This window comes from Glutamicibacter sp. Je.9.36, from assembly GCF_051129975.1.
Lineage (GTDB): Bacteria > Actinomycetota > Actinomycetes > Actinomycetales > Micrococcaceae > Glutamicibacter.
Genome location: NZ_JBCPSN010000003.1, coordinates 391,192 through 403,806 on the forward strand (window position 1 = coordinate 391,192; position 12,615 = coordinate 403,806).

The window sequence follows — 12,615 nt, forward strand, 5'->3', positions numbered from 1 at the left end:
GCGCATGAGTGCAAACCGAACAGTGCCGTCGCTAGATTCGGCATTCCAGTCCAATTGCCAGCGCATTTTCGATGCTGTCCAGAGCGTCATCACCGGCAAGCCGGAGGCGGTGACTAGCGCATTGACGGTCCTGCTGGCACAGGGCCACCTGCTGGTGGAAGACGTTCCCGGGGTCGGTAAAACCATGCTGGCCAAGTCATTGGCGCGCAGCGTCAATGGTTCGGTGCACCGCATCCAGTTCACCCCGGACCTTTTGCCCAGTGACGTCACCGGTGTCTCGGTTTACTCCCCGCAGACTCACGAATTCACTTTCCACCCCGGACCGGTCTTCGCCAATATCGTCATCGCCGATGAAATCAATCGCGCGAATGCCAAGACCCAGTCGGCATTGCTGGAATGCATGGAAGAAAAGCAAGTCACCGTCGATTCGATCACCCATCGGCTGGAGCAGCCTTTCATGGTTGTGGCCACGCAGAACCCGGTGGAATCCGAGGGCACATTCGCCCTGCCCGAGGCGCAGCGTGACCGATTCATGGCACGGCTTTCGCTGGGTTACCCACAACGCGATGCCGAAATCACCATGCTCACCGGCCGGCACCAGTACGACCCATTGGAGGCACTGCAAGCCGTGGTGCAGCTGGCTGATCTGGGATACATGATTGAGCAGGTTAAAGCGGTGACGGTCACCGAACGGCTAGGCGCCTACGTAGTGGATCTGGGCCGAGCCACACGCGAGCACCCGCAGGTGGCGCTGGGGGCCTCGCCTCGCGCACTGATTCAGTGGGTTCGCGCGGCCAAAGCCCATGCCGCGATTCATGGACGCGACCACGTCTTGCCAGAAGACGTTCGCAGCGTGGCCCAGATGGTGCTGAACCACCGGTTGATCCTGACCCGGCGAGCGGTTGCGGACGGCTTGGATGCCAGCGCCGTGATCCAAGAGCTTGTTGCCAGCACCCCCGTGAGCTAACGGGCAGCCATGGAGAAGATTCCCCGCTACGATTCGCGCGATGCCCTGTCCTGGACGCGCACCGAAAATTCGGCGACAGCCCTGCGGCGTTGGCACCTTGACCTGTTCACCGTGCGCGGCTGGTGCACTGCCGGAGCTGGCGGCCTGCTGGTATTCGTGGCATATCTCCTGGGCCGGCACGAAATGATGGCTTTGGGCCTGGCCCTGGTGGCGTTGGCATTGGCGAACTGGGGTTTGGCCTTGCGCCTGCGCGGACGCACGATTATCCACCGGGAGCTGCTCTCTGCGGTTCCCAGCGTTGGCGAGGTCAGCAAGTTCCGCTTGTCGTGTGCTGAGCGTTCCATCATCCAGGAACAATTGCCGGAGGATTTCGGGCCCGGCCCACGATTCCAGGCCCCGGGTTCAATCGAATACGAATTGGTGTTCCGCACACGCGGGATCCACCTTGTGGGACCAGCCCAGCAAATAGTCGTGGACCCTCTGGGGCTGATACAGGGAATGGTGCGCACCGGAGCGAGCCTGCAGATTCCCGTGCGTTCCCAATTGCACCGGTTGGATCGTTTCGCCCCGCTCGGCGAACGAACGCTCACTGGCGATGCGAAATTCTCCAGGAGCACCACCACCGACTACTACGATGTCGCGACGCGCGACTACCAGCAAGGCGACTCCGTCCGCCAGGTGCACTGGAAAGCCAGCGCCCGGCACGGAAAGCTCATGGTCCGCCAGGAAAACCACGTGGCAACCGCGCAAGCGCTCCTGGTCCTGGACACTTCCTTCGAGCATTGGAATCACAGCGGATCGGATCTGAGGATCTCGTTGCCGCAGGCTCACGCCGAAGCACTCACCAGCAGCCGCCGCTTTGAAAATGCGTTGTCGTTGGCCAGCAGCATCGGCCTGAGATATGCCACTAGCGGCTACCAGCTCGCCTTCCGGGACCTCACCGGGGCCTCGTTGGCGCAACGGGACCCGCAAAGCGTCTCCGAGCTCGGCGCGCTGAACAGCTTTGAAGACTTCCATGCCGCGACTTCGGACCTGGCCTTGGCCAACGGAACAGTTGAAGCCAACGGTTCCGAGATTCTGGGCAATACCCTGCGCAAGGAGCTCTTGGTGTTCCGCGAAGAACCGGTCATCATGATCCTCGGAGAGCTCACTGCGCCGCAGGCAGCTTGGCTGGCTACGCTCTCGCGCATCGTGCGCAATGTCGAGGTTTTCCTGCTGGTCAGCCACCCTGAACGCTATGGGCAGATACAACTTGAATTGGCTCGCACCAGCTGGAAAGTGCATATTCTTCCCGGCGATATGGCGATAGACGAGATGTGGGGATGATGAGCGCTGGCCGTGCTGGGGCAAGCACTCTTGCCCCGACTCCTGAAAATCCGGCACCGAGCGTTGGCTCGGCTCCCGCGATGCGGCTTCTGCTCGTGCGGGTTGCTGCTGCCTGCTGCCTTGCCGTCGCTGTATTAGCGGGTGCCGCCTCGCTGTCCGGGGTCATTGAAGGCTCCAGCTGGTTCCCGGCCTTGGTCCTCCCGGTCTTCGCCGTGCACCTGTGCGCCGGTCTGCTGCGCGCAGTCCGCCGCTTGCGCTGGAGCGCTGTTCCTGCTGCTGCAATCGTCGCCGTGGCATCCATTGCGCTCAGCGATGCCCGGGAAAGCAACATCTACGGTTTGCCTCTCGCCCAATGGGTGTGGAATGTGCTTGGTGAAGCGGGAATCCAGCTAGCTACCCAGGTGCCGCCGGTAGCCAATTCCCGCTCTGTGGCTTTCAGCGTATTGTGCTTCACTTTGGCAATCAGCCTGATCGTGGAATTGCTGGCCAGCTCGCGGCGCATGGCCATGCTGATCATCATTCCCTTGTCCCTGGCGCCGATCATCGCGTCGCTGTTCAAGCAGGAAGGCGCCGGAATTGGCTATCTCGCGCTGCTGTTGTCGGCAGTGCTCGGCTATATTGCGCTGATTCCGTATCTCTTTGCCCCTGCATCTTCCAAGCATTCCCAAGTGATGCTTCCCGCGCCCAGGACGCTGGGAATTCTGGGTGTCAGCGTGATGGCCTGTGTCGGTGCCCTCTTGGCGGCCAGCATCTGGATGCCTGGTTTCCGCAGCGGCATGTTCTCCGAAGGGCAACGCCCTTCGGGTGATCTGCTGGCCAGCAATGTCGATCCGCTGATCAACCTCGGAAGAGACCTCCGCTCGAACAGCGGTGTTCCCATCCTGGACTACTACACAACTGCTGAAGAAGCGCCTTACCTGCGCACTCAGGTGATCAAGGATCTGTCCGCAGACCGCTGGGAACCAAGCGAAAGCTCCATGCAGCACACGCTTGATGGCACCTCCGCGGTGTCAACGAATTTCAGCACGTTCAACAGCACCGACGAAGTCTTGCGAATGACTTGGCCTGATGGCATCAGCAGTCCGGTCCTCCCTTTGCCCAACCAATCCTATTTCGTGCAGGGCATCGTCGGGGATTGGAACTGGACCTACGAGACCTCGGTGGCTAGGCTCACTGGCGACGCCATGGCATCGACCAACGACATTTCAGTGGCCTACGCGGATTTGGCCATCAGCACGCAAATGGTCCGCAACGTCGGGCACATGGGAGTCGACGCCAGCGACCAGCTGCCCGAGGAATACCTGCGTCTTCCGCAGGATCCTGACAACGGATTGGAACCGTTGCTGCAGCAAACCCTCGATGAGGTTTTCGGCAAGAAGGGGAAGCCTGCCAACGACATTGATACCGCCGTGGCTTTGCAGCATTTCTTCCGTTCCGGGAATTTCGTGTACTCCGAACGCACCCCGCTGCGCGAAGGCTACGACGGGGCCAATCGTCGAGTTGTTGAAGCATTCCTGGCCCGGCGCCAGGGGTATTGCGTGCACTTCGCCTCGGCGATGGCCCTGCTGGCTCGTGAAGCCGGAATCCCTTCGCGCATTGCCGTGGGGTATGCACCCGGTGAAGCCAGCGGAGACACACTCGAAATCACCGGGGACACCGCCCAGAGCATGCTGGAACGGCGCCTGGAAGAAGGTACCGAGCTCACCGGATATACCGTCAGCGGGAAACAGTCCCACGCGTGGCCAGAATTGTATTTGAACGGGCTGGGTTGGATTCCGTTTGAGCCCACCCCGGGTCGGGGCTACTCGCCAAGTTACGCGCCGGAACCAACTCCTACGTCGAACCCGCAAGAAAGCACTGCACCCCAAGTGCCCACCGAGCGCGGCAACCCGAGCCTACCGGCCAGCGCCGCGCCTTCTGCGCCGGCACCGTCCGCAGATTCTGGGACGCAGGGCGCAAAGGCAGTGTGGCTGTTGCCAGCGGTCCTGTTGCTGGCCTTCCTCGCACTGGGTGTTGCCCCATGGCGGCGCCATCGCCTGCGTGAGGAGCGGCTAGGACGCGTGCGCCGTGGCGGCGCTGATGCCGCTCCAGCTCTGCTGGCCGAGCTGCAGGCTATTGGGGCCGATTACCGGGAACCGGCCGGCCGCCACGAGTCGGCCGGTGACTACACTACCCGGCTGGGCGAAGACCATCCTCAAGTCGCCAAGGATTTGCAGTCCCTGAAAACTGTCATCCAAGAGAGCTTCTACGCCAACAGGCATCCCAGCGCTGATGATGCCGCTCCGCTGCTTGACGCCTTGCACGCGATCCAGGGCAATTTGCGCGGCGAGCTGTCCTTTATCCAACGAATCAGGGCATTCTTGTTCCCTGCTTCGGTGCACCCGCGTCATTCGCGCTCGGAAGAATCCACGCGAATCGACAGGTAGCCATCGGTTTAACCGGCCAAGGCCCGACCGGAAGAATCCGGTCGGGCCTTGGCGCGAGCTGGAGAAACTACTTCTTGGCTGCGTAGGGATCGGCAATGCCGATGTACTGCACGGTGGTGTATTCCTCCAGGCCTTCGGCGCCGCCTTCGCGGCCCAGGCCCGACTGCTTCACGCCACCGAATGGTGCCGCGGCGTTGGAGATCACGCCAGCGTTGAATCCAACCAGGCCGAATTCGATCTGCTCCGAAACACGGAACATGCGGTTGAAGTCCTGCGAGTAGATGTAGGAAGCCAAACCGTATTCGGTGGAGTTGGCCAGCTTGATAGCCTGGGCCTCATCCTTGAAGGTGGTCACTGGTGCCACTGGGCCGAAGATTTCCTGGCTCAGGATCTTGGCGTCGTTGGCGACATTGGCCAGCACGGTTGGCTGGTAGAAGTAGCCCGGGCCGTCAACTGGCGCACCGCCGGTGATGGCAGTCGCGCCGGCGGCGACGGCGGCTTCAACCAGCGAGTGGACTTCGTCGCGGGCCTTTTCCTCGACCAGCGGGCCTACCGTGGTGTCGGCTTCGGTGCCGCGCCCTGGCTTCAGGGCCTTCATCGCTGCAGCGAACTTGGCGGTGAATTCCTCGGCAACGTCCTCATGGACCAGGAAACGGTTAGCAGCGGTGCAGGCTTCGCCCATGTTGCGCATCTTGGCTGCCATGGCGCCCTCGACAGCGGCATCCAGATCGGCATCTTCGAAGACGATGAATGGTGCGTTGCCACCCAACTCCATCGAGGTGCGCAGGACCTTGTCTGCGGCGTCCTTCATCAGCTGCTTGCCCACCGGGGTCGAGCCGGTGAAGGAAACCTTGCGCAGACGGTCATCTTGCATCAGCGGGCCGGAGATCTTCGAGGCCGAAGCGCCGGAGACCACGTTCAGCACGCCAGTTGGAAGGCCTGCTTCCATCATCGTGGCTGCGAAAAGCTGGGAAGTCAGCGGGGTCAGCTTGGCTGGCTTGAGCACCATGGTGCAGCCTGCCGCTACTGCCGGGCCGACCTTGCGGGTAGCCATGGCCAGCGGGAAGTTCCACGGGGTGATCAGCAGGCATGGGCCAACCGGCTTGTGCTGGACCAGGACCTTGTTCTTGCCCTCGGGGGTGGTGAGGTAGCGGCCGTAGTGGCGTACGGCTTCCTCGGAGAACCAGCGCAGGAATTCGGCGCCATAGGTTACTTCGCCATAGGCCTCAGCCAGTGGTTTGCCCATTTCCAGGCTCATCAGCAGCGCAAAGTCATCCTTGCGCTCGGTGACAAGGTCGAAAGCACGGCGCAGGATCTCCGCGCGTTCGCGTGGTGCGGTCAGTGCCCATTCAGCCTGGACTGCGTCAGCTGCATCCAGTGCAGCCATCGCGTCTTCGCTCGTAGCACTGGCCAGTGTCAGCAGCTTCTCGCCGGTAGCCGGGTCGAGCACGTCGAAGGTGCCACCGTCGGAGGCATCCCTCCATTCGCCATTAATCAATAGGCCGGTTGGCACCTTGGCAAGCAGTTCCGCTTCGCGCTGGGCAGTAATCGACATACGAGCATCTCCTGATAGAAAATAATGAAAACTAATCGTCTTTGATGTCTACGCTATTCCTGGCAGGTGGTGGCTGTAAATTGCCGTCTGCACGATAAACGCGAGCATTCATTGTGCATTTAGCCTATGCGACTTCGGCTATTTTCCCGCTTCGTGACGTGCTGCCAGAACAGCTTCATAAAGCTCGCGTTTCTTCACGCCGAATTTTTCGGCCACTTCGGCCACGGCCTGCTTCATGCGCATGCCTTCCTCCACGAGGGCTGCAACCTTGGGAAGCAAATCCTCGATGGATGCGGCCTCGGCTTCCGGGGCTCCGTGGACCACCACAACAATTTCTCCGCGTACGCCATCTTCTGCCCATGCGCGCAGATTTGCCAGTGAATCTCGACGGACCTCTTCAAACTTCTTGGTCAGCTCGCGGGCTACGGCGGCCTGGCGGTCTTGGCCAAATGCTTCGATAGCGGCATCCAGGAAGTCGCTCAGCCGGTGAGGGGCCTCGAAGAACACCATGGTGCGATCTTCGGCGAGCACGGAATCCAGGCGCTTGCGGCGTTCCCCCGCCTTGCGCGGCAGGAAGCCTTCAAAGGTGAAACGGCCAGTTGGCAATCCGGACAGGGCCAGCGCGGTGAGCACCGCAGAAGGGCCCGGTACCGCGGTGACACGGATGCCTGCACTCAAGGCAGCGGCCACCAATGGGTAGCCGGGGTCCGATACCGCTGGCATTCCTGCATCGGAAACCACCAGCACAGTCGCGCCCTCGGCGGCCAGGTCAATCACCTCGGAGAGCTTGTGAGCCTCGTTGTGCTCATGCAGGCTCATCACCCTCGCAGTGATTTTAATGCCCAGGGCATGGGCCAGGTGGTGGAAGTTTCTGGTGTCCTCCGCGGCGATGATATCGGCACTGGCCATAATCTCCCGCAGACGCGGGGAGGCGTCGGACAAATTGCCAATCGGGGTGGCTCCCAGGACGATTACGCCCTCATTATCTGAGTTCTGCACATTCTTAAGCCTACGCGACGCAGGAAAAGCCCACTTTCTGGACTTTCCACCGGTAGCATGAATTGGTGATGGGCACCTCGGTTTTAGACACTCCGGACTCCGGCCACGTACGCTCGGCGCGACAGGCCTTCACTTTCGAGAGCCTGAAACAGCGGCTCCTGCCTGTGGTGGCTCCCAGCGGCCCGCTGATGTGGATCATTCCGCTGGTCGTGACACTCATTGCCGGCCTTTTGCGCTTCGTCAATCTGGCGCACCCGCACCTGCTGATCTTTGATGAAACCTATTACGTCAAGGACGCTTTCGCGATGCTGCAAAGCGGATACGAGCGCGAATGGGCTGACGACAGCGATGGGAAGTTCATCGCGGGCGACCCGCAGCTGGAAGCTGAATCTTCCTTTGTCGTCCATCCGCCGCTGGGCAAGTGGATGATCGGCGTGGGCATGCTCCTCTTCGGTGATTTCAATGGCTTCGGCTGGCGTTTTTCCACAGCGTTGGTCGGCACCCTCTCGGTCCTGCTAGTCACCCTGTGCGCCCGCTTGCTCTTCGGTTCCCACGTCCTTGCCGGCATCGCCGGTTTGCTTATGGCCATCGACGGCCATTCCATAGTCATGTCGCGCACCGCGTTGCTGGACATCTTCTTGATGTTCTTTGTGCTTGCCGCATTTTATGCCCTGCTCAAAGACCGGATACATGGCAGAACCGTGCTTGCCCGGAAGCTTTCAGTGCCCGAGGGGAACCGGCCAGATGACTTCCTGCTCGTTCATGGCCCCATGCTCTGGTGGCGCCCATGGCGGCTGATCGCAGCGATCATGCTCGGTGGCGCAGTTGGCATTAAATGGTCGGCGCTGTCCTTCGTAGCTGTATTCTGCCTCATGGCGGTGCTTTGGGACTTTGGTGCGCGGCGCACCGCAGGAGTTCACAAGTGGCAGTCGGCGGCATTCATCCGCGACGGAATCTATTCCTTCTTCACCATGCTGCCGCTGGTGCTGCTGACCTATTTATCCACGTGGACCGGATGGCTGATCACCCAGGGCGGCCGATACCGCCATTGGGCCGAGGAGAATCCCGGCGAAGGCATTAGCTGGCTGCCCTCGCCGTTGCGTTCCTTGTGGCACTATCACCAGGCTGGCTACGAATTCCATACCGGGCTCGACTCCGAGCATGGCTGGCAATCCTCGCCGTGGACGTGGCCCTTCGCCGGACGTCCAGTGCTGTTCTACTTCGAAGGCTACGACAAGGGAGCCAACGGCTGCGGGCTGGAGCGTTGCACCGAGGTCATTACCGACCTGCCTAACCCGTTGATGTGGTGGGCCTGCACCATCAGCATGTTCTTGCTGATTCTGTGGTGGATTGGCGCCCGGGATTGGCGGGCCGGAGCGATCCTCTCATCGGTGGCGGCCGGGTTCCTGCCGTGGCTGATGTACCCAGAGCGCACGATGTTCTTCTTCTACACCCTGCCACTGGTTCCGTTCATGGTACTCGCGTTGACGTATATGATTGGCAGGTTCATTCCACGCGACCCTAATTCCAGTGCCGCGCACCGATCACGCATCATCGTACTCACCATATTCATGGCGTTATTCCTAGTCACGTCGGCCTTTTTCTGGCCTATCTGGAGTGGGGAAATGATCGCGGATGACTACTGGCGCTTGCACGTGTGGCTCCCCAGCTGGGGCTAGGCTGCCCGTGGCTTGGCCACCTGTTTCCATGAAATAGGCCACTAAGACGACCATCGAATCCCAAAGGACAATTCTTCAATGCAAGAAGTAACCGTCGAGCTACTCACTGATCTAGCACCAGAAGTAAACACGACGAACCTACTCCTTGATCGCGTAGCACGTGGGGCGCAACGGCCACTGTTCAGCGTGCAGCGCGACGGCACCTGGCATGATCTCAGTGCCGGTGATTTCCTCATTGATGTCAAGCGCCTGGCAATGGCGCTGATCAATGATGGGCTGCAGCCCGGTGACAAGGTCGCCATTATTTCCCGTACCCGCTATGAATGGGCTTTGGCAGAGGAAGCGGTGTGGTTCGCCGGAGGCGTGACGGTCCCCATCTACGAAACCTCCAGCGCCTTCCAGATCGAATGGATCCTGCGCGACTCCGGTGCGCGCGTGGTTTTCGCCGAAAACCACGAGCTGCGCGCCAACGTCCGCCAGGCGGCGGCTCAGCTGGGCGAACCGGTACGCACCCACATCTTTGAAGGCTCCGACACGGCGGACAAGACGCTTATTCCCTCCGCTGGCCTGCATCAGCTGATGGTTCCTGCCAACCAAGTCGATGAGCAGCTGGTCGAATCCCGCCGTGCTTCCATGACCCTCCAGGACGTGGCCACGATGGTCTACACCTCGGGTACCACCGGGCGTCCCAAGGGCTGCAACATGACCCACTCGAACTTTGCCATGGTGGCGCATAATCTGGCCGGCCATATGCTCGAAGTGCTCGGTGAAGAGCGCCGAACGCTGATGTTCCTGCCGCTGGCCCACGTATTGGCTCGTGCCGTCCAGCAGACCTGCATCCACGGCGGATCGGTGATTGCGCATTCCAGTTCCATGGCTAATCTTGTCGAGGACATGTCCGCGGTCAAGCCCGGCTTCCTGCTGGCCGTGCCGCGAGTCTTCGAGAAAATTCGCACCACCGCTTTGGCCACGGCCGAACGTGGTGGCAAGGCCGAGCTGTTCCTCAAGGCAGAACAGGCAGCCATCGAGGTTTCCAAGATCCGTGACGCGCGTGCGCGTGGCCTCAAGACTCGCATGCCCTTGGGCCTGCGTGCCCGCCATGCCTTGTTCAGCAAGGTCCTCTACCCGAAGTTGCAGGCCGTTTTTGGCGGCCACTGCGGTTACGCGATTTCCGGAGCCAGTGCGTTGAACCCGGACTTGGCTCATTTCTTCCGCGGCGCTGGCATTGAACTGCTCGAAGGCTACGGCCTGACCGAAACCACCGCCCCAGCCACCGTGAATCAAGCATCACGAATCCGCGTGGGCACCGTGGGTCGTCCGCTTCCCGGCACCTCCATCAGGATCGCTGATGACGGTGAAATCCTGGTCAAGGGCATTGGGGTTTTTGCGAGCTATCACAACAATCCTGCCGCCACGGCTGAAGTCTTCGATGAAGACGGCTATTTCAAGACTGGTGACACCGGTGTCCTGGATGATGGAGGATTCCTACAGGTCACTGGCCGCAAGAAGGAACTGATCGTCACCGCCGGCGGCAAGAACGTCTCCCCTGGCCCGTTGGAAGAGATGGTCCGGGCCGGACGCATCGTCTCCCAGTGCGTACTGGCTGGCGAACAGCGCCCATTCATTACGGCCATGATGACCCTGGATCCCGAAGAACTGGTGCTGTGGGCCAAGGCCAAGGGGCTTGGAGCAATGACCCTGGCTGAGGCGGCGATCAACCCAGCAGTGATCGCCGAGGTCCAGAGCTACGTGGATACCGCTAACTTGACCGTTTCCAAGGCTGAGTCCATTCGCAAGTTCGTGGTCCTGGAAGAGGAATTCACCGAAGCTTCCGGGCACCTGACCAACTCGTTGAAACTCAAGCGCCAGAGCGTTCTCGAAGAATTCGAAGGCCGCGTGGAAGCCCTCTACCGCCAGTAATTCCCACTGGGTAAAGCAATGGGGAGCAGTTCACCATGAACTGCTCCCCCAGTGCTTTAAGCCTTGTGCCAGCTAGTTGCCAATGCCGAACGCACGGGCCTCCTGGCGCAGCCGGGCCGCCTCACGGCGGCGGCCTGTTGGCCAGCAACTGATCAATACAGCGACGATCGTGGCCAGCACCAGCACGGCGATGCCAATGGCACTATCGAGCCAGTACTGCTCTGGGTACAGGCGGATCAGCGTATCGCTGACGTTGAAGGTCCAGGTGCCCTCGGAGAAGAAGAGGGCATGGAATTGGGTGAAGAAATTGTCCCATCCCACAATCGCGGAGACGGCAAGCGCAGCAATGCCCGCCAAGGCCAAGATCGCTCCCGAGAACAATGCACGCCGTACGCCGCCTGCATAGCGCTTGGCGAGGTACCAAACACCGATGATCAAGATGACCGCTAGAACAGCTCCGAGGATATAGGCGAACCCGATGAGGTTCTTCACGTCCACCATGTGCTGGACTTCCCCTTCGGTGAACATGCTTGAACCGGTGGAAAGCTTCAGGCCGGCCAAGTATTCGGGGCCGGCAAAGTTGTTCAGGTAATCCACACCGTAGCTGCCGTAGGTCAGGCGTTCAGGATCGGTGAAACCAAAGGAATCGCTCGGGAATCCAGGGCGGCCGTAAGCCAGGGCCAGGAAAGCCGGCGTGGCGACCAAACGGATGGCAGCGATCAAGGTCAACAGCGGGAAGACCAGAGCCACGATCACCTGGGCAGTACGGCCCAGGGCCGGCTTCGAGTTCAGTGCCCGTTCGCGCGCAACCCGGCGCTTCACGGCCGCTTCGGAAGGTTCCGGTTCTGGCGCGTAGCTGCCAAAGACGCGGTTGCGTGCTTGGGCAACGGCAGCCTTAGTTGTTGGCAGGGATCCGGTCTTCGGAGCAGCAGACACCGGTGGCACGCTTTGCGCGGTGGTTGCCTTCTCGCTGGCTTGCGGCTCAGCGGACTTCCCGGCACCGGCTACGGCTTCGCTTTGCACCTGCTTCTCAGCTTCGATTTCGTGCGGCAGCTTGATGGCGCGAATGACATCTTCTACTGGCTCTTTAGCGGCCGGCTTCGCAGCGGGGGCCTTGGCGGCCGGCTTCGCAGCGGGCGCCTTGGCGGCAGGCTTCGCGGCCGCAGGTTTGGCCGCAACTGGCTTGGCGGCTGCCTGCTTGGACGCCGCGGGCTTGACGGGCGCTGGCTTGACCGGCTGCTTGGTTGCCGGGGCTTTGGCCGCAGCAGGCTTGGCCTCAGGGGTCGCGGCAGGCTTGTCTGCCGCTGGCTTCACGGGGGCAGGCTGCGCCTTGGCTGCAGGAGCTGCAGTTGGGTTCTTGGTCTCGGCGTCGGTTTTGCCGGACATCGCGCGGCGGATGGCCTCTTTGCGGGCGTCTTCCTTTTGGGCAGCGGCGTTTGCCTGGGCCTGGTTCTTGTGCTTTTCCAGGCGCGCAGTAAGCTCTTCAGCTTTTTGGCTCAGGCTGGTCTGTGGGCTTGGCATGTTGCCAGTGGCAGCCGGTGCCGGCTGGCCCGTAGTTCCTTGCCCTCCAGTGGGGTTTTTCGCCGCCTCAGCCATGAGGAGTCCTCCTGCAATTCGCGCGATGGTGTGCTGTTTTGGGGTTGCTTTACGGGCCGAGTACGGCCCACGCGCCTTTAGCATATCCAGCGAGGCGAGTCATCTGACGGATTACCACACCACAATTGGATTTCAGCTAGGACACAA

At 61.1% G+C, this 12,615-nt stretch carries 8 protein-coding genes; 5 read left to right on the plus strand and 3 right to left on the minus strand.

Annotated features, from left to right (window positions below; translation table 11 throughout):
• The first annotated feature begins 4 nt into the window (after window positions 1–4).
• The 3 genes from AAZQ98_RS10180 to AAZQ98_RS10190 all read left to right on the plus strand — a co-directional run bounded on the left by AAZQ98_RS10180 (window position 5) and on the right by AAZQ98_RS10190 (window position 4,719).
• Window positions 5–967 carry an AAA family ATPase gene (locus AAZQ98_RS10180; RefSeq protein ID WP_133833064.1) on the plus strand — a complete coding sequence of 321 codons (963 nt, stop codon included), beginning with the start codon at window positions 5–7 and terminating at the stop codon, window positions 965–967.
• Window positions 968–976: 9 nt separating this feature from the next.
• Window positions 977–2,293 carry a DUF58 domain-containing protein gene (locus AAZQ98_RS10185; protein ID WP_434691903.1) on the plus strand — a complete coding sequence of 439 codons (1,317 nt, stop codon included), beginning with the start codon at window positions 977–979 and terminating at the stop codon, window positions 2,291–2,293.
• An 80-nt stretch (window positions 2,294–2,373) separates the two neighbouring features.
• A complete protein-coding gene (locus AAZQ98_RS10190) occupies window positions 2,374–4,719 on the plus strand; it encodes a transglutaminaseTgpA domain-containing protein (protein WP_434691906.1) in 2,346 nt (781 codons plus the stop codon).
• A gap of 67 nt (window positions 4,720–4,786) precedes the next feature.
• On the opposite strand, the gene AAZQ98_RS10195 is transcribed toward AAZQ98_RS10190, so the two are convergent.
• Entirely contained in the window at window positions 4,787–6,274 is a 1,488-nt protein-coding gene (locus AAZQ98_RS10195) for an NAD-dependent succinate-semialdehyde dehydrogenase (RefSeq protein WP_434691907.1), read from the minus strand.
• A 138-nt stretch (window positions 6,275–6,412) separates the two neighbouring features.
• The gene (gene rsmI / locus AAZQ98_RS10200) at window positions 6,413–7,273 is read right to left on the minus strand and encodes a 16S rRNA (cytidine(1402)-2'-O)-methyltransferase (protein WP_434691909.1); all 861 of its coding nucleotides are present in this window, start codon (window positions 7,271–7,273) and stop codon (window positions 6,413–6,415) included.
• Between the two features lie 68 nt (window positions 7,274–7,341).
• Between rsmI and AAZQ98_RS10205 the strand changes: the two genes are divergently transcribed.
• Window positions 7,342–8,952: a dolichyl-phosphate-mannose--protein mannosyltransferase gene (locus AAZQ98_RS10205; protein ID WP_332594734.1), complete on the plus strand. Its 1,611-nt coding sequence runs from the start codon at window positions 7,342–7,344 to the stop codon at window positions 8,950–8,952.
• A 78-nt stretch (window positions 8,953–9,030) separates the two neighbouring features.
• On the plus strand, window positions 9,031–10,872 hold the full coding sequence (locus AAZQ98_RS10210; protein ID WP_434691912.1) for an AMP-dependent synthetase/ligase: 1,842 nt from the start codon (window positions 9,031–9,033) through the stop codon (window positions 10,870–10,872).
• Window positions 10,873–10,944: 72 nt separating this feature from the next.
• On the opposite strand, the gene AAZQ98_RS10215 is transcribed toward AAZQ98_RS10210, so the two are convergent.
• Window positions 10,945–12,393, minus strand: a complete 1,449-nt coding sequence (locus tag AAZQ98_RS10215; RefSeq protein WP_434691914.1) for a TIGR01906 family membrane protein — start codon at window positions 12,391–12,393, stop codon at window positions 10,945–10,947.
• Window positions 12,394–12,615: the final 222 nt, after the last annotated feature.

What these genes read in the sequence shown, in the direction of transcription:
- AAZQ98_RS10180 (WP_133833064.1), top strand. Translation starts at nt 5, where the DNA reads ATGAGTGCAAACCGAACAGTGCCGTCGCTAGATTCGGCATTCCAGTCC.
- AAZQ98_RS10185 (WP_434691903.1), top strand. Translation starts at nt 977, where the DNA reads ATGGAGAAGATTCCCCGCTACGATTCGCGCGATGCCCTGTCCTGGACG.
- AAZQ98_RS10190 (WP_434691906.1), top strand. Translation starts at nt 2,374, where the DNA reads ATGCGGCTTCTGCTCGTGCGGGTTGCTGCTGCCTGCTGCCTTGCCGTC.
- AAZQ98_RS10195 (WP_434691907.1), bottom strand. Translation starts at nt 6,274, where the DNA reads ATGTCGATTACTGCCCAGCGCGAAGCGGAACTGCTTGCCAAGGTGCCA.
- AAZQ98_RS10205 (WP_332594734.1), top strand. Translation starts at nt 7,342, where the DNA reads ATGGGCACCTCGGTTTTAGACACTCCGGACTCCGGCCACGTACGCTCG.
- AAZQ98_RS10210 (WP_434691912.1), top strand. Translation starts at nt 9,031, where the DNA reads ATGCAAGAAGTAACCGTCGAGCTACTCACTGATCTAGCACCAGAAGTA.
- AAZQ98_RS10215 (WP_434691914.1), bottom strand. Translation starts at nt 12,393, where the DNA reads ATGCCAAGCCCACAGACCAGCCTGAGCCAAAAAGCTGAAGAGCTTACT.